The following is a 22,021-nucleotide window of genomic DNA, read 5'->3' on the forward strand; positions in this document are numbered from 1 at the left end:
AATCAAACCCGTTAGGGTGGCAAAAAACAGACGTAAATGTCAGTGGGCAGAGTATGAGCAATAACGATAATCGCAATCAGCCTTTGGTGGCCGAAAAACGCTACAGCAAATCGCGGGCCGCGCCAAAGCCGCCTGCAAAACCTTCAAAGCGCAAGCCTGCCAAGCCCAAAGCGACGCCGCGTGGTCCGATAGGTTTCGTGATTGGCTTGATTTTGAGTGTCTTTGGCTTTGTCTTCGGGCTAATCTGGAAATTGATATGGCGCGGCGCCTTGGTGATGTCGCTTATTCTTGGCATCGGCATTTACTACTTTGCAAGCCAGATGCCTGCGGTTGAAGCCTTGATTGATGGGCGTGCGCGTGGCTCGGTTACGATGACCGATGCGAACGGTTCGGTGTTTGCATGGCGTGGCGACCAGTTTGGCGGCATGATCACGACCAATACTGTGTCCGTGCATCTGAAAAACGCGGTTGTCGCATCAGAGGACAAGCGGTTTTACGGCCACTTTGGGGTTTCTCCACGCGGTATTGCCTCTGCTGTGCGCATCAACCTGCGCGAAGGCCGTGGCCCGTTATCGGGCAACGGCGGCTCGACCATCACCCAGCAGGTTGGCAAATTGCTCTGCCTTGGTGTGCCATTCGACCCGCAAACATGGGAATCGGAAGCCGCCTACGAAGAGGATTGCCGTCGCACGACCCTATGGCGCAAGGTAAAAGAAGCCGTCTATGCCATGGGAATGGAGGCAGCTTACAGCAAGGACGAAATCCTTACGATTTATTTGAACCGTGCGTATCTGGGCGCGGGTAGCCGTGGGTTCGAGGCCGCAGCGCAGCGTTATTTCGGCAAATCCGCCGCCGAAGTGACCCCAGCCGAGAGCGCCATGCTGTCGAGCCTGCTGCCCGCCCCAACCAGTCGCGCGCCGACCCGCAACCTGCAACGCGCGCAGGACTATGCCAATATCGTTGTCGGCTTGATGGAGGAGCAGGGATATCTTTCGTCTTCCGCTGCCGCCGAGGCCCGCGCCAATCCTGCGACACTCTCTGCCGCCGCCGAGCGCCGCGCAGGCGGATATTTTGCCGATTGGGTGATGTCGAGCGGTCCCGAGTTTTTCACCCGAAACACCACGGAAGATGTAGTAATAAAAACGACCTTGGATCAACGTATCCAGACAGCAGCCGAAGATGCGCTGACCTATATCTTTGAAGAGAAGGTCAAAGAGGGATCAGAAGCCGAGGCCGCGATCGTGGTCATGTCCGCAGATGGTGCCGTGCGCGCCATGGTCGGCGGGCGCGAAGCGACGGTTACGGGGGCATTTAACCGTGCGACCATGGCAAAGCGTCAGACAGGATCAGCGTTCAAGCCGTTTATTTACGCTACTGCCTTGGAGTTGGGCATGTCCCCCAATGACATGGTGAACGATGTGGCAACCTGTTGGAACGTGCGCGGATCAGGCAACTGGTGCCCCGAAAACTACGACCGCAGGTTCAAGGGCCCAATGACCCTGACACAGGCGCTGAAAGAAAGCCGCAATGTGCCCGCCGTGGTCCTTTCCGAGCAGATGGGCCGTGAAATGGTCCGTCAGGTGGCCACAGATTTTGGCATTGATAACGCATTGGCTGATGGTCCCGCGCTAGCACTTGGTGCGTCCGAGAGCACCCTGCTGGAAATGACCGGGGCCTTCGCCGGAATATTGAATGGTGGCTCTGCGGTGACTCCATACGGATTGATAGAACTGCGGTTTCAAGGCGATACCGAGCCGCTGATGGACAACATGGGCACAGGCATCGGCGAACGCGTGATCCAGCAAAGTGCCGCGCGGCAGTTGACTTGGATGATGAACCAAGTGGTAGAGAATGGCACGGGAGGCCGCGCCAGAATTGACGGCTGGCAGATTGCGGGCAAGTCAGGCACCACGTCTGCGGCGCGCGATGCATGGTTTATTGCCTTCACTGGCGATTACGTCACGGGTGTCTGGATGGGCTACGATGATAACCGCCCCCTCAATGGAGTCACCGGTGGCGGGTTGCCTGCAGATATCTGGCGCGAAACCATGACCCGCGTGCTGGCAGGCATGCCTGCTGTGCCACTACCGATGGACGCGCCTACTGCAATGACCAGCAGCGCCATTATGGAAGGTGGCACCAGTAACACCGTCGAAGACAAGGTGTTGATGGATGTACTCGAAAACATCTTGGGTGGGAATTAATCAGCGTCCCCGTCCACTTGAGGGTCGGGCTCACTGTCGGGCACGGTGCAGGCGTCATAGGCAAACGCATAGCCGTTCCAGACCATAATCAAGCCATCCGTTTCCTTGTTGCGCATCAACATCGCCCGCTCTGACCAAACCTGATCGCCGCCAGAGCAGTTCATGGTATAAAGTGTGGCGTCCATGTTCACCACGTTCACAGGATTGGTCATGTCGCAATCAACTTCGACCCCGCGAAAGGTTTCGTTCTTGATCTCGACCGATCCACCATCGACACCAACGAGTCCGCAATCGGCATTTGCCACCTGTTTAAACACGCCGTCATAGGGTCCGGAAACTGCAATCACAGGCACTGCAAAAACACAAAATACCGCCGCCAATGTCCGATAGAAAACCTGTGTCATTTCCTTGACCCCCCTCACCTTCGCAAACTAAAATCGCGTGATATATTTTCTTTTACCAAACGTACATTAATTCTTGTTAGTTGTTTAAGCGTTATTACACCATGCAATGTGACGGTCTGCTAAGAATTCTCAGGTTTGATTAATACCGCATTAACTTTACCACAATTGTCTGTAATGAACTTTGCAACACCAACAAAGGCGAAATTACGCGTATGTCCGACGAACTCAACGCCCGTGGCAGGGTCGAACTCCTGAAAGCACGCAGCCAAAGCAGGTCCCTGTATTGGATGGTCGCGGTGTTCAGTTTTTTCGTGAACATGCTGATGTTGACGGGACCGTTGTATATGTTGAACGTCTATGACCGTGTTTTGGGGTCAAGGTCATTGGAAACCCTGATCGCTCTCTCGGTTCTAGTAGGGTTCTTATATGGCTGCATGGGAATTCTGGATTTCGTGCGTGGCCGCGTGATGGGCCGGGTTGGCGCGCGCTTCCAGGCTAGAATGGACCGCCGCGTGTTCTCTGCCGTGCTGAAAGCCACCACGTTAAACCGCGCACCTCGCGAGGCGGCAACGGGGTTGCGCGATCTTGAGGCCGTGCAGCGCTTGATCACATCCCCTGCCCTTATGGCACTATTTGATTTACCATGGTCGCCACTGTTTTTCTTGGGGATTTTCATCTTTCATCCATTGATGGGCGTATTGGCATTGGCGGGTGCATTTGTGTTGATCCTTGTGGCGTTCGCCAACCAAGCCAGCACAAAAGGGCCGCTAGAGCGCGCCAATGCGACCTCGTTTGCATCGGACGCCTTAGGCTTACAGATCCGCAGCGAAAGCGAAATGGTTCACTCCTTGGGCATGCGCGGGGCATCGTTTGACCGCTGGCAAATCGCCCGCGGTGCGTCGCTGGATGCCACGATATCTGCGGCCGATCGCGCTGGCACCTTTACCTCAATAACCAAGGCGTTTCGATTGTTTTTGCAATCCGCTATGCTGGGTCTCGGGGCTTATCTGGTGTTGCAGGACGAGTTGACACCGGGGGCGATGATTGCGGGGTCGATCCTTCTTGGGCGTGGCTTAGCACCGATTGAACAGATTGTAGGCCAATGGGCCGTGTTCCAAAAAGGGCGCGAGGGATGGCGCAACCTTGCGGTACTTTTGGGCAACATCCCCGTCGATCAGCCGCGCACAAATCTGCCAAAACCTATGGCCCGGTTGACCGCGAAAAACGTCACGGTTGTCCCGCCGGGTGGTCATCAAGCGACCTTGCGCACGATAAGTTTTGCCGTTGAGCCAGGTCAAGCGGTTGGCGTTATAGGCACGTCTGGCTCGGGAAAATCGACACTGGCGCGCGCGCTCACAGGTGTTTGGCAGCCTGCTGGCGGCAAAATCAGACTTGATGGGGCAGCACTGGATCAATATGACGCCGACGTGCTTGGCCAACACATCGGATATCTGCCGCAGCGCGTGCAATTATTTAACGGCACAATCAAAGAAAACATCGCGAGGATGTCACTGAAGCCTGATGATGCGATGGTGATTATTGCGGCGAAAAAGGCCGACGCGCATGAGATGATTTTGCGAATGCCTGATGGATATGACACGCGGGTGACCTCTACAGGCGGGCAGCTTTCGGGTGGGCAAATCCAGCGTGTTGGCCTTGCCCGCGCGCTGTATGGTGACCCTGTGCTGCTAGTTCTGGACGAGCCGAATTCGAACCTTGATAACTCTGGTTCAGCCGCACTCAATAGTGCTGTGGAGCAACAAAAGGCGGCGGGCGGCATCGTTTTTGTTATGGCCCATCGCCCCGATGCGATTTTCCACTGTGACACGTTGCTGGTATTGGAAAGCGGCGCAAAACGCGCCTATGGGCTCAAAGATGACGTGCTGCGACAAGTGACGAAAAACCGCGACGAAATTGCAAAAGCAGCGGGCAAAGGCGCAGGCGTATCATGACCCAGACATCAAAAGATTCGAACAATCGTTGGTCTACACGCACGCCTATGACTATGGGGCTGCTTGCGCTACTGGTGCTGGTCGGCGGATTTGGCGTCTGGGCGGTTATGGCCGAAATTACCGGCGCTGTCATCGCTTCGGGCCAGATTGAAGTGCATAGAAACCGTCAAGTAATCCAACATCCTGATGGCGGTGTCGTGGCACAAATTCTGGTTGATGAAGGCGATCTGGTTGCTGAAAACGATCTATTGATTCGTTTGGATGCCACAAATTTGCAATCCGAACTCGCCGTTGTCGAAGGGCAGTTATTCGAACTAATGGCACGCCGTGGCAGGTTTGAAGCCGAGCGCGACGGAACGGACGCGCTGACGTTTGATCCGGTCCTGCGCGACAATCCGAAAAGCACCGAGTTGATCGCCGGCCAAACACGCCTGTTTGTAGCCCGTCTTGAAAGTTTAAAGACTGCAACAGAACAATTGAACCAGCAGCGCGGCCAAATTCAAAGCCAGATTGGTGGCATCGAAGCACAACGTGCAGCGCTTGAAATTCAGGGTAGATTGATCCAACAAGAGCTGGCTGACCAGCAAAAGCTGCTAGAGCAGCGTTTGGTGCAGGCCCGCGGCGTGTCGCAATTGCGGCGCGAGGAGGCCGACTTGATGGGCAGTATCGGAGAATTGACCGCCTCTGCGGCACAAGCGGCCCAGCGCGTGACCGAGATTGATATCAAGGTTTTAACCCTGACCACGACCCGCCGCGAAGAAGCAATTACCCGCCTGCGCGATCTGCAATATAACGAACTGGAACTGTCAGAACGTCGTCGGACATTGACCCAACAACTGGACCGGCTGGACATTCGCGCGCCTGTCTCCGGCATCGTGTACGGTTTACAATTTTTTGCCCCACGCTCGGTTATTCGCGCCGCTGATCCGGTGATGTTCCTTGTGCCGCAAGACCGGCCGCTGGTCATAGCAACGAAAGTGATGCCCACCGACATTGATCAAATCCACCTTAACCAAGAGGTGACACTGCGCTTTTCCGCGTTTGATCAACGGCGCACACCCGAGCTTCTGGGCAGGGTCACCTTGGTCTCTGCCGATATTTTCCAGGATGACGCGACAGGCATTACCTATTATCAAACAGAAGTGCAGATCAACGAAGGCGAGATCGAAAAGTTGCCCGCAGGCATGATCTTGATCCCCGGGATGCCAGTCGAGGCATTTGTGCGCACCGAGGACCGGACCCCGATGGAATACCTGCTTAAGCCGCTGGCCGATTATTTTGCCAAAGCATTTCGCGAGTCTTGATTGCACCTGACGCGTTGCAGCGCTAGCGTCAGGTCAAACAACTGATGGAGCAGAACATGTCGGAAATCGAAGCCAAACTCGCCCTTTTGGGCATCACCCTACCTTCGCTCGGGGATGCGCCGAAAGCAGCAGGCAACTACCTGCCGTTTGTGACAGTCGAAAATATGGTCTATGTGTCGGGGCAGATTAGCCAGAACGAAGACGGACTGATCACCGGAAAACTGGGTGCGGATGTGTCGGTGGAACAGGGTGCTATTGCTGCAAAGGCCTGCGCAATTTCGCTTTTGACCCAGCTCAAGGTTGCCTTGAACGGCGATATGGACCGTTTGGTGCGCGTGGTAAAACTAACCGGATTTGTAAATTCGACCCCTGACTTTACCGATCAGCCAAAGGTCATCAACGGCGCGTCCGATTTCTTTGTGGCGGCTCTGGGCGATGCCGGCAAACATGCCCGCGCGGCCGTCAGTGCGGCAAGCCTCCCGTTGGGCGTCGCGGTCGAAATCGAAGCGATCTTTGAAATAAAATGACGCTCGACCCCGCATTTCTAAACCGCCCTATCACCCATCGCGCCCTGCACGACGTGTCAGCAGGGCGCGCTGAAAACAGCATCAAGGCGATACAGGCGGCGATTGATGCGGGTTACGGCATCGAGATTGACTTGCAGCTCTCGGCCGACGGTGTGCCGATGGTGTTCCACGACTATGATCTGGGGCGCCTGACCGACCAGGCTGGACCACTCGCAATGCGCAGTGCGCAGGACTTGTGCGCGCTTTCTTTGCGCCATGACGGCGATGGCATTCCGACCCTTGCGCAGGTTCTGGCGCTGGTCGCGGGCCGTGTGCCATTGCTGATTGAACTCAAGGATCAAGATGGCCAACTTGGAGAAAACATCGGCTCGTTAGGTGCGGCGACCGCAGCAGCTTTGGCTGGGTACACAGGCCCACTGGCACTCATGTCGTTCAACCCGCATGCCGTGGCTGAAATGCGCGACCTTTTACCAAATGTGCCACGCGGGCTTACAACTGGTGCATTTCGCCCCAAAAATTGGCCAACGATTCCTCTGGATGTACTGGACCGGCTACGCGACATCCCTGACTTCACGCGCGTTGGTGCCTGCTTTGTCAGCCACCGCAGTACGCACCTGACAATGCCACGCATCACTGAATTAAAATCGCAAGGCATACCGGTTTTGTGCTGGACGGTAAAATCACCAGAAGCTGAAATCGAAGCGCGCGTGATCGCTGATAACATTACGTTCGAGGGCTATCTCGCTTGACCGAAAGTACGATCCAGATCAGCACGCATTCTGCTATTGCCGATATCGGGCAAGCTGATTGGGATGCCTGTGCCTGCCCCGAAGACACGCAAGGCCGCCCCGTTGATCCGTTCACGACCTACCGGTTTTTGCAGGCCATCGAAGAAAGCGGATCGGTCCGCGGTCGGTCGGGTTGGCAGCCGCATTATTTATGCGCAACGCAGGATGGACAGGTAATCGCGGTCGCACCACTTTACGCCAAGAACCATAGTCAGGGCGAATATATGTTCGACCATAACTGGGCGCAGGCTTTTGAAAATTCGGGGGGGCATTACTACCCGAAATTACAAGTTGCTGTGCCGTTCACACCAGCCACAGGACGGCGGTTTTTGACCCGTGCAGGGTATGATGCTGTGGGTATGTCAGCCTTGGTGCAAGGCGCGGTTCAGATCGCTGTCGATAACCAACTGTCGTCGATTCATGCGACGTTCTGCACGAAAGAAGAAGCCGTGGCTGGTGCAGAAATGGGCTTGATGGCGCGGGTCAGTCAACAGTTTCACTGGCTCAATGACGGCTATAAAACCTTTGATGATTTTCTGAATAACCTGTCGAGCCGCAAGCGAAAAAATATCCGTAAAGAGCGTGCCTCTGCGCAGGATTTTGGCGGCGAGATCGTGATGCTGACGGGGGATGAAATACAGCCTGCACACTGGGATGCGTTCTGGCAGTTTTACCAAGACACGGGCGCGCGCAAATGGGGATCACCTTATTTGACCCGCGCATTCTTTGATCTGGCGCAAACCCAGCTTCGCGATGATATTTTGTTGGTTTTTGCGGTGCGCGATGGAGTGCCGATTGCGGGAGCATTGAATTTCATCGGGCGCGATACGCTTTACGGGCGCTATTGGGGGTGTGTAGAGCATCACGATTGCCTGCATTTCGAGCTGTGTTACTATACCGCAATTGATTTTGCGATTGAACATGGGTTGTCCCGCGTTGAGGCCGGCGCGCAAGGCGGACACAAGCTTGCGCGCGGATATTTACCCCACGAAACCCATTCGCTGCACTGGTTTGGCGATGCGGGTTTCCGTGATGCTGTTGGGCGCTATCTTGCGGCAGAGCGCGATGCGGTGGACCACGAAATAGAGGTGCTGACCAGTTACGGTCCGTTCCGGAAATCCCACACAGAGGAACAGCAATGACACCTGATGATCCGACACTGGCCCCGCTTTTAGCAAGCGGTTGGACCCTGCGAGCCGATGGCAAAGCAATTGAAAAGCAGTTTAAGTTCAAAAATTTCATCGAAGCTTTTGGATTCATGACGCGATCCGCGATGTGGGCCGAGAAATGGAACCACCATCCGGAGTGGTCGAATGTTTACAAAACGGTGCAAGTCGCGTTAACCACCCACGACGCAGACGGATTGTCTGCTTTGGACATAAAGCTGGGTACCAAAATGGATGTGCTCGCGGGAGAATAAGATGACTGAACTGCTGAACACGCCAATCTGGAACGGAAATTCACTGGCAGACCTTTTGACGCTGGAATTACTGGCATCACTGGCGAGCAGCATTTTGGGCGCGGTCGCGATTATCATTGCGGGCTTTGTAATTGGCGGTTGGGCACGGCGGCGGATAATGCGCCTTGGCGCGGCAAGCCCACATTTTGACGACACACTGTTTAACTTTCTCGCCAATATCGCAAGCTATGTAATTATCGGCTTTGCGTTCCTGTTTGTGCTGAACACATTTGGCGTACAAACGACCTCGGTCGTGGCCGTTATCGGTGCCGCAGGTCTGGCGATTGGTCTGGCGCTGCAAGGCACATTGTCAAATGTAGCCGCAGGCGTGATGATCATTTTTTTCCGCCCGTTCAAACTAGGCGATTTTGTCGAAATCAACGATCAAAGCGGCACGGTCAAAGACATTACACTGAATTGCACCGAACTCGCGTCAGTTGATAACGTGCAGATTATCATCCCGAATGCGCAGGTCTGGGGCAACACGATCAGCAACTATTCGGTCTATACAACACGCCGTGCCGAGTGGGTATTTGGTGTGGGCTATGGTGCCAATCTGGCAGATGCCGAGCGCATTATCCGCGATACGATCATGGCCGACCCGCGCAGCCACACAGATCCGGAACCATTTATTCAGGTGAACGCGCTCAACGACAGTTCGGTCGATTTTCTGGTGCGGGTCTGGTGCGACCGCCAAGAATATTTTGCCTATCAGGCGGACATGAAGCGGAATGTAAAAGAAGCATTTGATGCAGGTGGCATTGATATTCCGTTCCCGACACGCACGTTTTTCCAAGCCGCAGAATAGCGGGAGCAAAAGCCCCCGCCATCCGAATACTACATTGCGTCTAGCAAGGTCTCGCCTGCGGAAATTTCACATTCTCCCGGCGAGGCTTCCTCATTGAGGATCGTCACAACGCCGTTGTCGACCAACATGGCGTAACGCTTGGACCGGTTGACCAGTCCGGCGGGTGGAGCCGAAAACTCCATGCCGACGGCCAATGTGAACGCGGCCTCTGCGTCGCCCAGCATTGTAATGCCAGCGGCAGTTGCCCCCGTCGCCTCACCCCATGCACCCATTACAAACGGATCGTTCACCGACAGGCAGATTACTTCGTCGACGCCCTTGGCTTTGAACCCGTCCATGCAGCGCATAAACGATGGTACATGCGCTGTAGAACAGGTGCCGGTATAGGCACCCGGCAGGCCGAAAATCACAACTTTACGGTCCGTGAGTTTCTCAGAAAGGCTAATGCTTTCAGGTCCGGCGGACCCCATTTGCAGCAGATTAACATTGGGCAACGTGGTCCCGGTCGTAAGTGTCATATCATTTCTCCCCGTTTGGAATTGCGTCTCTTAGTCCGACCCATATAGGGTCTGCCTCAGCATAGAACCAGCAGTCAGGATTAAAACATGCCCCATATCGTCGTTATCGGTGCCGGACAGGCTGGATTGTCGCTTGTAGCGAAGTTGCGCAGTGATGGCTTTGACGGACAGATCACGCTCGTCGGAGCTGAGGATGTACCGCCCTATCAGCGCCCGCCGCTGTCCAAAGCCTATCTGCTGGGCGAGATGACCAAAGAGCGGTTGTATCTGCGCCCAACTGCATTTTACGTCGAGCATGATATTGACCTGCGCCTGAATACCCGCGCCGTATCGATTAACCCTGCGGCGAAAACTGTGACGCTTTCTGATCAAAGTGTGTTGTCTTACGACGAACTGGCGCTCACCACCGGATCGTATCCGCGCACCCTACCAGCAGCGGCCGGTGGCATGTTGGACGGTGTGTTCTGCGTACGCGATTTAAATGACGCAGACACCATGGCCCCTGCATTCACAGCGGGCAAGAAAATACTGATTATCGGTGGCGGCTATATCGGGTTAGAGGCGGCGGCAGTGGCCTCTAAACTTGGCCTGCACGTCACATTGGTTGAAATGGCAGACCGCATTTTGCAACGTGTTGCGGCACCCGAGACCTCCGATTACTTCCGCGCATTACACGTCTCTCACGGCGTTGATATTCGCGAAGGTGTCGGGTTAGAACGCCTGCTCGGCGACGACCATGTGAACGGCGCAAAACTGACCGATGGGACCGAACTGGACATCGATTTTGCGATAGTCGGCGTTGGCATTATGCCTGCCAGCATTCTGGCCGAAGGCGCGCGCCTGGATATCAGCAACGGCATCGCAACCAATACCTTAGGCCAGACATCCGATCCGCATATCTGGGCAGCAGGTGATTGTGCCGCATCGCTATTCAAGGGCGAGGTGATCCGTTTGGAAAGCGTCGGCAACGCAATTGATCAAGCCGAAATTGTCGCCAAGAACATGATGGGCGCTGCATTAGCCTATGAGCCAAAACCGTGGTTCTGGTCAGATCAATACGACTGCAAGTTGCAAATCGCGGGGCTGAACATTGGCTATACTTCCGTGCATATCCGACGCGGGGACGCGGCTGGCGTGCAATCAAACTGGTATTACAAGGGAGACACGCTCTTGGCGGTCGACGCGATGAACGACCCGCGCAACTATATGATCGGCAAGCGCTTGATCGAGGCAGGCCGCAGCCCCGCCCCTAGCGTGATCACCGACCCCGCCACCGATATGAAAGGCCTGCTCAAACCATGAGGATCATCGGCGGCACGCATCGCGGAACGACCCTAACCGACGTAGGCACGGGCGACACCGCCGCACATCTACGCCCCACTGGTGACCGTGTCCGAGAGAGCCTTTTTAACGTGTTACAAGGCGGCCGCTTTGGCGAAAGGGTGCGTGGGACGCGGGTGCTAGACCTGTTCGCAGGCACCGGCGCACTGGGGCTAGAGGCGCTATCACGCGGCGCAGTTCACGCAACATTTGTTGATGATGGCAAAGTGGCGGCGAGGCTTCTCGCCGCCAATATCACAAAGCTACGCCGCGAGGCTGACTGCAAACTGATCAAAGCAGATGCACTCAAACTGCCGCCCGTCACCACGCCCTGCTCGCTTATCTTCGTCGACCCGCCCTATGGCATGGGTCTGGGCATCAAGGCGATGACCGCCGCACTCAAAGCTGGATGGGTCGCTAAAGACGCGCTGATCGTACTGGAAGAAAACAGCGCACAACCGGCCCCGCGCGGATTTACATCCCGCGACAGCCGCCGCTACGGCGACACATGGATCACATTATTCGAGGTATCCGCATGACAAAACTGGTGATTTTTGACTGCGACGGGGTCTTGGTCGACAGCGAATCTATTACGCTGCGCGTCATTGCAGACAGCCTGATCAAACACGGATTACCCGTTGCCCCCACAGACATTCCGCAGATGTTCATGGGCGAAACGATGCATGATGTGAGCAGGCGCGCCAAAGCGATGGGCGCTAATTTGCCCCCCGACTGGATAGAGGCGACTTATGACACAATTTTTGACGCGTTGCGCAATGGGGTGCGGGTGATCGACGGAGTTTTGCCCCTACTAGAAAAACTCGACGCGGCGGGAATCGCCATCGCTATCGCATCCAACGGCCCGATGGAGAAAATGGCGATCACCCTGCCGCCTTCAGGGTTATGGGATAGGTTTGCGGGACGGATCTATTCGGCCCACGACCACATCGGCAAACCCTCGCCCGACATGTTGCTCAAGGCCTGCGCGCAAGCAGGGGTTGGCATGCATGACGCGGTGATGATCGACGACAGCGCGGCAGGCTGCCAATCAGCACAGGCCGCGCCGATGCGTTGTTTCGGATTAGACGAGCACGGGGATGGCGCACATCTGGCAGCAGTCGGCGCGATACCCGTCCGCCACGTTGATGAAATCACAAAAGCGCTGAGGCTTTAGCTATAGGTCGGATGAAACTTGCCAGACGGGGAAAGGGTGAAAGTCTCGCAACCCGTCGCGGTGATGCCAATCGAATGCTCGAACTGCGCTGACAGCGACTTGTCGCGGGTTACAGCGGTCCAGTCATCGCCTAAAACTTTGGTATCAGGACGGCCAAGGTTGACCATCGGCTCGATGGTAAAAATCATGCCCTCTTCCAAAACAGCACCGCTGCCCGCACGGCCATAATGCAAAACATTTGGCGGCGCATGAAACACGCGCCCCAATCCGTGTCCGCAAAAATCGCGTACGACCGACATGCCGTGGCCCTCGGCAAAAACCTGAATCGCGTGACCAATGTCACCAAAGGTATTTCCCGGTTTTGCAACCTCGATACCCATCATTAGAGCGTCATGAGTCACTTGGATCAAGCGCTCTGCTTTGCGCCCCAACTTGCCCGCGACATACATGCGCGAAGTATCACCAAACCAACCGTCCACTATCACGGTCACATCTATGTTCAGAATATCGCCGTCTTTCAACTTTTTATCACCGGGAATCCCGTGACAAACCACATGGTTGATCGAAATACAGCTGGCGTGCTGATAACCCTTATAGCCAATAGTGGCCGAAACAGCACCCGCATCGTTCACCATCTGGGTGATCAAACGATCAAGCTCGCCCGTGGTCTGCCCCACAAAAACATGCGCGGCGATATCATCCAAAATCTGCGCGGCCAACCTTCCAGCGCCTGCCATACCAGCAAAGTCACTCTGCTCGTAAATGCGAATTCCGTCTTTGGTCACTCGGCCTGTCTGCGTGTTCACGATGCTCGTCCTTTATCAACTTACCCGCGACATATGCCTAATTTGGCTGAAAAACCAGATGCAGACGTTGGTTTTTTCCAAACCTAAATATGCGTATTTGGTACACCATCACAAAACGGCAACGCGCTGCGCAAAGTCACCCCATTCGGGTCAATCGCACAGTCAAACACCAGCACTTGCACACCGGCCTCGCGCGCCTGCAAAAACGCCTGATGATAGGCGGCGTCGATGTCCGCGGCCAAGCTAAGTGCCGCGCAATCAGTCCGCTGCACCAAGTATAACATCACTGCGCGATGCCCCTCATCCACCATCTGCGCCAAAGCTGCTAGATGCTTCGCACCACGTTTCGTCACGCTATCAGGAAACTCCGCCAGGCCCGCTTGCCGCGATAACGTCACGCTTTTGACCTCGACATAGGTATCCGCCCCCCGCCCCATCAGCAGAAAATCAATGCGACTGTTCTGCGCATATTTCACCTCTGGGCGTACCTCGTCATATGCAGGCAGCCCCGCAACCTCATGTGAGATCAACGCCGCTTTCAATGCACGGTTTGGCACAGATGTATCAATGCCCGTAAAGTTTCCATCTTCATGATCGACCAACCGCCAGCCGTATTTCAGCTTTTTCTTCGGGTCGTCATTCGGCTCCAACCAAATCTTCATGCCCTCTTCCGCCAGCCCCATCATCGATCCGGGGTTCGGACAATGCGCCACCACCTGCGTTCCATCAGGTAAAATCACATCGGCCAAAAACCGTTTATAGCGGCGGATCAGGCGGGCGGGGATAAGAGGCGTGGCAAATTCCATACGCCGTTCTATAACAAACCTAATCAATCAGGAGAACCCGATGACTAACCCAACTGCCGCCATGCTCGTCATCGGTGACGAAATCCTTTCAGGGCGCACCCGCGACACAAACACACATCACCTAGCCACCCAACTGACCGCCATCGGTATTGACCTTAAAGAGGTGCGTGTCGTCTCCGATGATGCCCCCGCGATCGTGGCAGCAACCCGCGCGCTTAGTACGGCCTACACCCATGTGTTCACCAGCGGCGGTATCGGACCAACCCATGATGACATTACCGCCGATAGCATCGCCGCCGCGTTTAATACACATATCGACATTCGCGATGACGCCCGCGCGCTGCTCGCGGCGTTTTACGAAAGCACAGGCCGCGAACTGAACGCCGCCCGCCTGCGCATGGCACGTATTCCTGACGGTGCCACGCTCATCGATAATCCTGTCAGCACAGCTCCCGGCTTTACCCTGCATAACGTCCATGTCATGGCAGGAGTTCCGTCCGTGTTTACGGCCATGGTCGCCACTGTTTTACCAACACTGACAGGCGGCGCACCGCTCTTGTCACAGTCCTTGCGGGTCCAACGCGGCGAAGGCGATATCGCAGGACCACTCGGCGAATTCGCAACACGCTATCCCACCGCGTCGATTGGATCGTATCCGTTTCAGGACAATGGCGTTTACGGCGCAAACATTGTTGTGCGCAGCCAAGATCCCGCCCTCCTCGACACGGCAATGGCCGAACTCACGACCATCTTTCATGGTTAAGCTGCCCGGTGCCCAGACGCTTTACGCCGTGACCGACCACACGTGGCCACCCGTGGAAAAACACATCTGCGGGCCGTTCACACTGCGTAAAGGGATGAATGGCGGCAGTCGGGTGAGTGCAGCCACCGCCAATGGGCCGTTCAAGACCTCCGACATTCAAACCTCTGCCAGCGCGATGCGCAACATGAACCAAGCTCCGCTATTCATGATCCGCGAAGACGACGCACCGCTTGATGAAATGCTCCATGACCTGGGCTACGCGATCAAGGATCCCGTTACACTTTACGCGGCTCGGGTCAGCGATACGACAGCAACACGCCCGCCGCATAAAAGCGTCTTCACCGCATGGCCACCGCTGGCGACACAGGTGGAAATTTGGACAAGCGGCGACATTGGCGCCGGCCGGATCGCCGCTATGGAACGGGCAGAGATGCCAAAAACCACACTTCTCGGGCGGGTGAATGACCGGCCTGCTGGAACCTGCTATGTCGGGCTGTCGCAGGGTTGCGCGATGGTTCACGCGCTTGAGGTCCAGTCACACTTCAGACGGCAAGGCTTGGCGCGTCACATGATGCATGCCGCCGCGTTTTGGGCCCGCGATCACAACGCGGACTTCCTAACACTCTTGACCGGCTCCGAAAATAAAAGCGCAAATGCCCTCTACACTTCCCTCGGCATGACTGTTGTGGGACATTATCATTATCGCATCTTGCCGGAGTAAGCCCGTGACCGAAAAACCAACCGCCCTTGACCTGCCCATGATCGACCCGCTGCCCGCAGACACGCAAAAATACTTCGACCTCTGCACAGAAAAACTCGGAATGATCCCGAATGTGTTGCAAGCCTATGCGTTTGATATCGACAAACTCAACGCCTTTGCGGGGCTTTATAACGATATTATGTTAGCGAACTCGGGACTGACGAAACTCGAACGCGAAATGATTGCCGTGACCGTGTCGTCAATCAACAAATGCTACTACTGCTTAACGGCGCATGGCGCGGCTGTTCGGGAACTCTCCGGCAATCCGGTTTTGGGCGAAATGCTGGTGATGAACTGGCGCGCCGCGACGCTAAACGCGCGTCAAAACGCGATGCTGAAATTCGCAGAAATCCTCACCATCGATAGCGCCAGCGTCGAAGAATCCCACCGCGATGCGTTAAGACAAGTCGGATTTTCCGACCGCGATATCTGGGACATTTCAGCAACAGCGAGCCTGTACAACATGACAAATCGCATGGCATCTGCTACTGATATGCGCCCCAACGATGCCTATCACAGCCACGCGCGATGATCCGAACAACGCTCATAATCTCTATGCTTGGCCTTGGATCAGGGCTGGCCGCGCAAACGATCAGCTTTCCCAGCAACGCCTCGCTGACCCGCGAAGTCACCCGCGATTTAGACAGCTATGCAATGCCGGTTGGGCCGTGGGCGAATGGCATCATACCGGCCCAAATCGCGGAAGGGCAGTTGAGCCAACAAGCGTGGCGCATCTTGGCCACAGGGCTTACCTCGCTGCAACTGATTCGCCCGTTGCGCGACCAATTACGTAATGACGGCTTCGAGATCGTATTTGAATGTCGCGATCAAGACTGCGGCGGATTTGATTTCCGCTTCGGAACAGGGGTGATGCCGCCACCTGACATGCAAATTAACCTCGGCGACTTCCGCTACATGGCAGCTACAAAAACAACGGACGACGCTCTCGAGGTAATCTCCGTGATCGCCAGCAAATCCGCGCGCGCGGGTTACGTTCAGGTGACGCGGGTCGGCACGGCGCAATCGCAGATTATCACTGCCGACGGGCCAGCGGTCCGCGGTTCGGACCAAACCCTTACGACAACCGATCTGGCGACAGAACTCACCACCGCAGGGCATATTGTCTTGCAGGGCCTGACGTTCGAGACAGGGTCCGCACAACTTTCAAATCGTCCATTCGACTTGTTGCAAAGCCTTGCGGATTTTCTAATTTCCAACCCGAGCATTCAAATTGGACTCGTTGGACATACAGATTCGTCAGGGTCACTGGAGGGCAACATCGCGCTCTCCAAAAGACGCGCTGGTTCAGTGCTAGAGCGGCTGGCTGTCGACTACGGTGTTCCGCGTAGACAAATGGACGCGCAAGGCATGGGTTATCTCGCACCGATCGCGTCAAATTTGACTGAAAGCGGACGCGTTGCCAACCGCCGCGTAGAAGCCATTATTACCTCGACACAATAACTATGCTGCACCCCAATTTACAGCCTTGACCGTCGACGTGTGGACTGGGGATCGAGACCGCACTTCTTCTGACCAGACCACCATGCGCGCACATCCCGTATTTTTCGCGCGATATAATGCCTCATCAGCACGAATCATATGCACATCAAGTGATTGCTTTGGATCGATCAACACCGCGCCCATCGAGAGCGTAATTGTCCATCAAATCCAGCTGCTTTTGCGCCAACACCGACACCCGTCTGATCAACCACAACTGATGCCCTATCCCGTTATAAAAAGCGCGATAAATGAGTCCCCGACAAAGACAGAATGCAAAATATGAACAAAAGCACGTTCACAAAGCCGCCCTTGAAATTTTTGGGTGTTATGAGAGTAAAAAGTTGATTCATTTAGCGCCCTTATTACAAAACCGTAGGCAAGATTTGCTAAAACTAACTTACGTCAGCACACAAAAGCGCGACCCGAAGGCCGCGCAAAATAGGTAGGCACACCGTTGGGAAATTTGGCCCGTGCTACCAGACGTCGGGACCTTTATCCGCCAAAGAATGCACAAGAAAATCGATGAAAGCACGCACTTTTGGCTGTGTAAAACGACCCGGCGGATAGACCGCGTAGATGCCTTGGGTTTCAATAGGCAAATCTGGGATCGCCACCTCAACCAACCCTTTGTCCAGTGCGTCTGCATAAAGAAAGCTCGGCAGATACGCGATGCCAAGGCCGCCAATACAGGCGTTTAAAAGAGATTGCCCATCATTCACGGTCAACCATCCAGCCGTGCGAACCTGGCGTTTTTCACCCGACGGCGCGGTCAGTTTCCAGACGGCCGAATTGGATTGGTTGGAATAGTGCAGCAACTTGTGACTGTTTAAATCGTCAATCTTTTCAGGTCGCCCGTGTTTTTCAAAATAAGCAGGGCTAGCGATCATGCGCTTGGTGGTTTCGGTCAGTTTGCGCGCCTTCAGCGTGCTGTCTTCAAGCTCTCCAATCCGCACCGCCATGTCAAACCCTTCGGAAATCAACTCAACGTAGCGGTTATTCAGCACCATGTTGACGGTGATATCCTCAAACTCGGCGAGAAAATCGCCTAAAACCGGAGACAAATGATTGACCCCGAAATCCGTCGCCACCGAAATACGTAGTAACCCCGACGGCGCCGATTGCATCGAGGTGACAAGTGCATCCGCTTCGCCAGCGTCATTCAAAACACGTCGCGCACGGTCGTAATACGCCAAGCCGATTTCCGTCGGGCTGACCCTGCGTGTCGTCCGGTTCAGTAACCGCGCCCCAAGGCGTGCCTCAAGAGAGGACACATGTTTGGACACTGCGGATTTGGAAATCCCCATTTTCTTGGCCGCGTCTGTAAAACCACCTTGATCCACAACCGTGGCAAAGGCTTCCATTTCCGTGAGTCGATCCATGTCCGCTCCTCTACAACTTGTTCTTCGTTAAGCAGAGTTTTGCCTGTCAAATCAGGCGAGAATGGGACGCTGCCGCGACAATACGGGGGTTTGTCGGCACATTGTTCGCAGCAAAGAAACGCACGAAGAGGGTGTTTACAGTGTTAAAGCAACAATTCGGCCAAAGTGATCCAGATTGGCAATGTCAAAGCACCCAGCAATGTAGACTGCGCGACTAATGTGGCGACCAATTCGCGGCTCGCCCCGAATCCCGCAGCCAAGACATGCGCAGCCGACGCCGTGGGCAGGGCCGCGAACACTACCAGCACCGATGCAATCGCGGGCGGAACATGCATCATTAAACACGCTCCAAGCGTGATTGCAGGCAGCAAAACAAGCTTGATCACGCAAATCGCACCGTTGAAGCGGTCGAGCAGCAGCAAAGCCCCCCAGTTCATAGTGGCCCCCACGGAAATCAATGCAATCGGAATCGCAGCAGCAGCTAACATCTGCATAGGTGCCAGTATAGGCGCAGGAAACTTCACCCCCATCAGCCCGACGATCACCCCCGCAACCGAGGCTAGCAAAAACGGGTTCAGCGCCACCCGCTTTACACTTGCGCCAAGCCCCAAGGCGGATCCGCGCGACAAAGCAGAGACCGCAAAAATATTCGCCACAGGCACCGCCAGACCGATTGCTACCGCCATCTGCGCGTCATTAGCGCGGCTTAATGTGCCAACCGCAACCAACCCAATCGCTGAATTGAACCGCCACGCCGTTTGCCATGCGCCTGCAAAATCCAGAAACGACACTGGGCCGAACCTGCGGGTCAATAACCCCAACACCAGTCCCAACGCCAATATCCCCCAAACCGCAGGGGCCATGCGCAGCAGGTGCGCGACTTCAATCGGGCGGCTGGCAGCAGAGACAAACAAGAGCGCGGGAAACAGGATTTCAAAATTCAGCTTATCCAGCCCTTGCCACGCATTCACGGACAATCGGTTGCGCACCATCCCGCCCAGACCCACCATGAGAAAACTGGGCAACAGGCCAAGCAGGATCGTGAGAAACACCATCTACAGGACGGCCGCCAATCGCGTGCCTTGATCAATCGCCCGCTTAGCATCCAATTCGGCAGCGACGTCCGCACCACCAATCACATGTGGCAGACGCCCCGCCGCAATCAGTCCATCCGCCAACGACCGCTCAGGAACCTGCCCCGCGCACATCACAATGGTATCGACCTCAATTAACGTTGGGGTCTCACGCGCATCGCCATAACTCACATGCAAGCCATCGCAATCAATGCGCTCGTAATTCACGCCGCCAATCATCGTCACGTTCTTCATCTGCAAGGTCGCGCGGTGAATCCAACCTGTCGTCTTGCCTAGTTTTTTGCCCAGCTTCTGCGCCTTGCGCTGCAACAATGTCACCTCGCGTACGGGCGCATCGGGCTTTGGCCCTTCCGGGCGCACACCGCCACGCGCAGCACTTGGGTCGGCAACGCCCCACTCTTCCAACCATGCAGCCAGATCCTCAGTCGTACTTTCACCAGTGACCAGATACTCGGCCACGTCAAATCCAATACCACCCGCGCCGATCACGGCCACTCGTTTGCCAACCTCGGCCTTGCCGCGCAGCACGTCTATATAGGACAAAACATTCGGCCCGTCCTGACCTGAAATCTCAGGGTCACGCGGTACAACACCCGTAGCTATCACCACCTCATCAAACGTGGTCAGCGCACCCACATCTGCGGTCACACCCAACCGCACATCAATGCCGGCCGCTGCCACCTGCGTGGTATAATAGTCCACAAGCCCCCAAAACTCTTCCTTGCCCGGAACCTGCTTGGCCATATTCAACTGACCACCCAAAGTGTCCGCTTTTTCAAAAATACTCACTTTATGTCCACGCTCGGCCAAAGCCAACGCCGTCGATAATCCCGCCGGTCCCGCACCGACAACGGCAATAGCTTTAGGCGTCGGCGTTTTTGTTAGAACCAACTCCGTCTCATGGCAGGCACGCGGGTTGACCAGACACGATGACAATTTGCCGCTAAAGGTGTGATCCAAGCACGCCTGATTGCACGCAATACAGGGCGCAATCATCCCCGTCTGCCCCGCCGCAGCCTTGGTTACGAAATCGGGATCAGCAAGGAACGGACGGGCCATCGAAACCATATCCGCACACCCGTCCGCCAACACATCCTCGGCGACCTGCGGCGTGTTAATCCGGTTCGAAGTGATCACAGGGATAGTCACCTCTCCCATCAATTTCTTGGTCACCCACGAGAACGCAGCGCGCGGCACCGAGGTCGCAATCGTCGGAATACGAGCCTCATGCCAGCCAATGCCCGTGTTCAAAATCGTCGCCCCAGCCGCTTCAATCGCTTTCGCCAATTGCACAACTTCTGCCCAGGTCGAGCCGTTCGGAATTAGATCAATCATCGACAAACGATAGATCAGGATAAACTCGGCGCCGACCGCCTCACGGACGCGGCGCACGACTTCAACCGGCAAACGCATACGGTTCTCGTAACTGCCACCCCAATCGTCTTCACGCTTGTTCACATGGGTCACAAGGAACTGGTTCAGAAAATACCCTTCAGACCCCATGACCTCGACCCCATCATACCCCGCTTGCTGCGCGCGGGCTGCAGCGGTCACAATATCAGAAATCTGCGTCTCGATGCCCTTGGTATCCAGCGCCTTCGGGGCGAACGGAGAAATTGGCGATTTTACAGCCGAGGACGACACGCATTCGGGTGAATATGCATAGCGCCCCGCATGCAAAATCTGCATCGCAATCTTGCCGCCAGCGTCATGCACACGGTTGGTCACAATTTTATGGTTGGCAATATCCTCATCCGAAAACAAACCCGCGGCGCCTGGGAATACGCCACCTTCGCGATTTGGGGCCATACCGCCCGTGACCATCAAGCCAACACCGCCCCGCGCACGGGCCGCGTAAAATTCGGCAACGCGGTTCCAGTCTTTTGTTTCTTCCAATCCCGTATGCATCGATCCCATCAACACGCGGTTTTTTAACGTGGTAAACCCAAGATCAAGCGGTGCGAGTAAATGTGGATATGCGGTCATGTCTGTCTCCCTGAAATTTCGGACACCTTGCGCCAGGCTAACGCGGGCGTCACCTGAAACCCAGCGTCACCCACATTTACGTGGTCTGCACACAATGGCGGCGAAACGCGCTTTTCAACAGGTCCAGTTCGTCACGCAACAACGCCATTTCCGCACGAATATCTTCGGACAGCACCTCGCCAAACAGCAGTGTAAAACTGTTTAGAACAGCGCCGGTTTCAACATCAGTAATCAAAAATGTCTGCACACCGTCCGACATCAAATGCGCAGGGACAGGAACATGCACCAACCATCCGTTCCGGTCAGTGGCGACCTTCACGCTCACACCGTCCACCTCAACCCCCAGATGCGTGACGCGCAGCGATGGTGCGGTCTCGCCTTGATGCCCCATCAATACGCCTTCCCAAATGCCTGCAAACAGACGGGTCTTGATCAATTTCAACGTCGACATGAACGGCTCCTCGGTATG

Annotated in this window: 23 protein-coding genes; 15 read left to right on the plus strand and 8 right to left on the minus strand. The window is 55.5% G+C overall.

Annotated elements, in window-relative coordinates; genetic code table 11:
- Positions 1–53 precede the first annotated feature (53 nt).
- Entirely contained in the window at positions 54–2,204 is a 2,151-nt protein-coding gene (locus tag ACXLHR_RS11315; RefSeq protein WP_458791538.1) for a transglycosylase domain-containing protein, read from the plus strand.
- Here the strand turns inward: ACXLHR_RS11315 and ACXLHR_RS11320 are convergent.
- Complete coding sequence (locus ACXLHR_RS11320) at positions 2,201–2,608, minus strand: hypothetical protein (protein WP_458791539.1); 408 nt, start codon at positions 2,606–2,608, stop codon at positions 2,201–2,203. The two genes, ACXLHR_RS11315 and ACXLHR_RS11320, sit on opposite strands and share 4 nt — an antisense overlap.
- A gap of 212 nt (positions 2,609–2,820) precedes the next feature.
- Here ACXLHR_RS11320 and ACXLHR_RS11325 point away from each other — a divergent pair, with 212 nt between their 5' ends.
- From ACXLHR_RS11325 to ACXLHR_RS11355, 7 genes are read left to right on the plus strand one after another with little or no spacing between them, the layout of a single operon-like run.
- On the plus strand, positions 2,821–4,560 hold the full coding sequence (locus tag ACXLHR_RS11325; protein ID WP_458791540.1) for a type I secretion system permease/ATPase: 1,740 nt from the start codon (positions 2,821–2,823) through the stop codon (positions 4,558–4,560).
- A complete protein-coding gene (locus tag ACXLHR_RS11330) occupies positions 4,557–5,864 on the plus strand; it encodes an HlyD family type I secretion periplasmic adaptor subunit (RefSeq protein WP_458791541.1) in 1,308 nt (435 codons plus the stop codon). The genes ACXLHR_RS11325 and ACXLHR_RS11330 overlap by 4 nt, the downstream gene beginning before the upstream one ends.
- 56 nt (positions 5,865–5,920) lie before the next feature.
- Entirely contained in the window at positions 5,921–6,391 is a 471-nt protein-coding gene (locus ACXLHR_RS11335; protein ID WP_458791542.1) for a RidA family protein, read from the plus strand.
- Entirely contained in the window at positions 6,388–7,140 is a 753-nt protein-coding gene (locus ACXLHR_RS11340; protein WP_458791543.1) for a glycerophosphodiester phosphodiesterase family protein, read from the plus strand. The genes ACXLHR_RS11335 and ACXLHR_RS11340 overlap by 4 nt, the downstream gene beginning before the upstream one ends.
- Positions 7,137–8,321, plus strand: coding sequence for a GNAT family N-acetyltransferase (locus tag ACXLHR_RS11345; RefSeq protein ID WP_458791544.1), 1,185 nt, complete (start codon positions 7,137–7,139; stop codon positions 8,319–8,321). Before ACXLHR_RS11340 ends, ACXLHR_RS11345 begins: the two co-directional genes overlap by 4 nt.
- Positions 8,318–8,599, plus strand: a complete 282-nt coding sequence (locus ACXLHR_RS11350; RefSeq protein WP_458791545.1) for a 4a-hydroxytetrahydrobiopterin dehydratase — start codon at positions 8,318–8,320, stop codon at positions 8,597–8,599. The genes ACXLHR_RS11345 and ACXLHR_RS11350 overlap by 4 nt, the downstream gene beginning before the upstream one ends.
- Position 8,600: 1 nt before the next feature.
- On the plus strand, positions 8,601–9,446 hold the full coding sequence (locus ACXLHR_RS11355) for a mechanosensitive ion channel family protein (protein ID WP_458791546.1): 846 nt from the start codon (positions 8,601–8,603) through the stop codon (positions 9,444–9,446).
- A 29-nt stretch (positions 9,447–9,475) separates the two neighbouring features.
- On the opposite strand, the gene ACXLHR_RS11360 is transcribed toward ACXLHR_RS11355, so the two are convergent.
- On the minus strand, positions 9,476–9,964 hold the full coding sequence (locus ACXLHR_RS11360) for a redoxin family protein (RefSeq protein ID WP_458791547.1): 489 nt from the start codon (positions 9,962–9,964) through the stop codon (positions 9,476–9,478).
- An 87-nt stretch (positions 9,965–10,051) separates the two neighbouring features.
- On the opposite strand from ACXLHR_RS11360, the gene ACXLHR_RS11365 reads away from it, so the two are divergent.
- The 3 genes from ACXLHR_RS11365 to ACXLHR_RS11375 are packed head-to-tail and all read left to right on the plus strand — an operon-like array spanning position 10,052 to position 12,458.
- A complete protein-coding gene (locus tag ACXLHR_RS11365; RefSeq protein ID WP_458791548.1) occupies positions 10,052–11,266 on the plus strand; it encodes an NAD(P)/FAD-dependent oxidoreductase in 1,215 nt (404 codons plus the stop codon).
- Complete coding sequence (gene rsmD / locus ACXLHR_RS11370) at positions 11,263–11,823, plus strand: 16S rRNA (guanine(966)-N(2))-methyltransferase RsmD (protein ID WP_458791549.1); 561 nt, start codon at positions 11,263–11,265, stop codon at positions 11,821–11,823. The genes ACXLHR_RS11365 and rsmD overlap by 4 nt, the downstream gene beginning before the upstream one ends.
- On the plus strand, positions 11,820–12,458 hold the full coding sequence (locus tag ACXLHR_RS11375; RefSeq protein WP_458791550.1) for an HAD family hydrolase: 639 nt from the start codon (positions 11,820–11,822) through the stop codon (positions 12,456–12,458). Before rsmD ends, ACXLHR_RS11375 begins: the two co-directional genes overlap by 4 nt.
- Here ACXLHR_RS11375 and map read toward each other — a convergent pair.
- Positions 12,455–13,264 carry a type I methionyl aminopeptidase gene (gene map, locus ACXLHR_RS11380; RefSeq protein WP_458791551.1) on the minus strand — a complete coding sequence of 270 codons (810 nt, stop codon included), beginning with the start codon at positions 13,262–13,264 and terminating at the stop codon, positions 12,455–12,457. The two genes, ACXLHR_RS11375 and map, sit on opposite strands and share 4 nt — an antisense overlap.
- Positions 13,265–13,347: 83 nt before the next feature.
- The gene (sfsA, locus tag ACXLHR_RS11385; protein ID WP_458791552.1) at positions 13,348–14,070 is read right to left on the minus strand and encodes a DNA/RNA nuclease SfsA; all 723 of its coding nucleotides are present in this window, start codon (positions 14,068–14,070) and stop codon (positions 13,348–13,350) included.
- Positions 14,071–14,110: 40 nt separating this feature from the next.
- Here sfsA and ACXLHR_RS11390 point away from each other — a divergent pair, with 40 nt between their 5' ends.
- From ACXLHR_RS11390 to ACXLHR_RS11405, 4 genes are read left to right on the plus strand one after another with little or no spacing between them, the layout of a single operon-like run.
- A complete protein-coding gene (locus tag ACXLHR_RS11390; RefSeq protein ID WP_458791553.1) occupies positions 14,111–14,833 on the plus strand; it encodes a competence/damage-inducible protein A in 723 nt (240 codons plus the stop codon).
- Positions 14,826–15,554, plus strand: coding sequence for a GNAT family N-acetyltransferase (locus ACXLHR_RS11395; protein WP_458791554.1), 729 nt, complete (start codon positions 14,826–14,828; stop codon positions 15,552–15,554). Before ACXLHR_RS11390 ends, ACXLHR_RS11395 begins: the two co-directional genes overlap by 8 nt.
- Positions 15,555–15,558: 4 nt before the next feature.
- Entirely contained in the window at positions 15,559–16,125 is a 567-nt protein-coding gene (locus ACXLHR_RS11400) for a peroxidase-related enzyme (protein ID WP_458791555.1), read from the plus strand.
- Positions 16,122–17,054, plus strand: a complete 933-nt coding sequence (locus ACXLHR_RS11405; protein ID WP_458791556.1) for an OmpA family protein — start codon at positions 16,122–16,124, stop codon at positions 17,052–17,054. The genes ACXLHR_RS11400 and ACXLHR_RS11405 overlap by 4 nt, the downstream gene beginning before the upstream one ends.
- A 512-nt stretch (positions 17,055–17,566) precedes the next feature.
- On the opposite strand, the gene ACXLHR_RS11410 is transcribed toward ACXLHR_RS11405, so the two are convergent.
- From ACXLHR_RS11410 to ACXLHR_RS11425, 4 genes are all read right to left on the minus strand, one after another.
- Positions 17,567–18,472 carry a LysR family transcriptional regulator gene (locus ACXLHR_RS11410; protein ID WP_458791557.1) on the minus strand — a complete coding sequence of 302 codons (906 nt, stop codon included), beginning with the start codon at positions 18,470–18,472 and terminating at the stop codon, positions 17,567–17,569.
- Positions 18,473–18,615: 143 nt separating this feature from the next.
- On the minus strand, positions 18,616–19,527 hold the full coding sequence (locus tag ACXLHR_RS11415) for an AEC family transporter (RefSeq protein WP_458791558.1): 912 nt from the start codon (positions 19,525–19,527) through the stop codon (positions 18,616–18,618).
- Complete coding sequence (locus ACXLHR_RS11420; RefSeq protein WP_458791559.1) at positions 19,528–21,552, minus strand: FAD-dependent oxidoreductase; 2,025 nt, start codon at positions 21,550–21,552, stop codon at positions 19,528–19,530. It lies immediately after the preceding gene.
- Between the two features lie 76 nt (positions 21,553–21,628).
- On the minus strand, positions 21,629–22,003 hold the full coding sequence (locus tag ACXLHR_RS11425) for a hypothetical protein (protein WP_458791560.1): 375 nt from the start codon (positions 22,001–22,003) through the stop codon (positions 21,629–21,631).
- Between the last annotated feature and the right edge of the window lie 18 nt (positions 22,004–22,021).

The sequence above is a fragment of the Yoonia sp. MH D7 genome (genome assembly GCF_054439475.1).

Excerpts from the sequence above, each read along its gene's own strand:
- ACXLHR_RS11340 (WP_458791543.1), top strand. The coding sequence starts at position 6,388 with ATGACGCTCGACCCCGCATTTCTAAACCGCCCTATCACCCATCGCGCC.
- ACXLHR_RS11355 (WP_458791546.1), top strand. The coding sequence starts at position 8,601 with ATGACTGAACTGCTGAACACGCCAATCTGGAACGGAAATTCACTGGCA.
- ACXLHR_RS11405 (WP_458791556.1), top strand. The coding sequence starts at position 16,122 with ATGATCCGAACAACGCTCATAATCTCTATGCTTGGCCTTGGATCAGGG.
- ACXLHR_RS11420 (WP_458791559.1), bottom strand. The coding sequence starts at position 21,552 with ATGACCGCATATCCACATTTACTCGCACCGCTTGATCTTGGGTTTACC.
- ACXLHR_RS11410 (WP_458791557.1), bottom strand. The coding sequence starts at position 18,472 with ATGGATCGACTCACGGAAATGGAAGCCTTTGCCACGGTTGTGGATCAA.
- ACXLHR_RS11320 (WP_458791539.1), bottom strand. The coding sequence starts at position 2,608 with ATGACACAGGTTTTCTATCGGACATTGGCGGCGGTATTTTGTGTTTTT.
- ACXLHR_RS11335 (WP_458791542.1), top strand. The coding sequence starts at position 5,921 with ATGTCGGAAATCGAAGCCAAACTCGCCCTTTTGGGCATCACCCTACCT.
- ACXLHR_RS11375 (WP_458791550.1), top strand. The coding sequence starts at position 11,820 with ATGACAAAACTGGTGATTTTTGACTGCGACGGGGTCTTGGTCGACAGC.
- ACXLHR_RS11325 (WP_458791540.1), top strand. The coding sequence starts at position 2,821 with ATGTCCGACGAACTCAACGCCCGTGGCAGGGTCGAACTCCTGAAAGCA.
- ACXLHR_RS11330 (WP_458791541.1), top strand. The coding sequence starts at position 4,557 with ATGACCCAGACATCAAAAGATTCGAACAATCGTTGGTCTACACGCACG.
- ACXLHR_RS11415 (WP_458791558.1), bottom strand. The coding sequence starts at position 19,527 with ATGGTGTTTCTCACGATCCTGCTTGGCCTGTTGCCCAGTTTTCTCATG.
- rsmD (WP_458791549.1), top strand. The coding sequence starts at position 11,263 with ATGAGGATCATCGGCGGCACGCATCGCGGAACGACCCTAACCGACGTA.
- sfsA (WP_458791552.1), bottom strand. The coding sequence starts at position 14,070 with ATGGAATTTGCCACGCCTCTTATCCCCGCCCGCCTGATCCGCCGCTAT.
- ACXLHR_RS11365 (WP_458791548.1), top strand. The coding sequence starts at position 10,052 with ATGCCCCATATCGTCGTTATCGGTGCCGGACAGGCTGGATTGTCGCTT.
- ACXLHR_RS11395 (WP_458791554.1), top strand. The coding sequence starts at position 14,826 with ATGGTTAAGCTGCCCGGTGCCCAGACGCTTTACGCCGTGACCGACCAC.
- ACXLHR_RS11390 (WP_458791553.1), top strand. The coding sequence starts at position 14,111 with ATGACTAACCCAACTGCCGCCATGCTCGTCATCGGTGACGAAATCCTT.
- ACXLHR_RS11425 (WP_458791560.1), bottom strand. The coding sequence starts at position 22,003 with ATGTCGACGTTGAAATTGATCAAGACCCGTCTGTTTGCAGGCATTTGG.
- ACXLHR_RS11350 (WP_458791545.1), top strand. The coding sequence starts at position 8,318 with ATGACACCTGATGATCCGACACTGGCCCCGCTTTTAGCAAGCGGTTGG.
- ACXLHR_RS11315 (WP_458791538.1), top strand. The coding sequence starts at position 54 with ATGAGCAATAACGATAATCGCAATCAGCCTTTGGTGGCCGAAAAACGC.
- ACXLHR_RS11360 (WP_458791547.1), bottom strand. The coding sequence starts at position 9,964 with ATGACACTTACGACCGGGACCACGTTGCCCAATGTTAATCTGCTGCAA.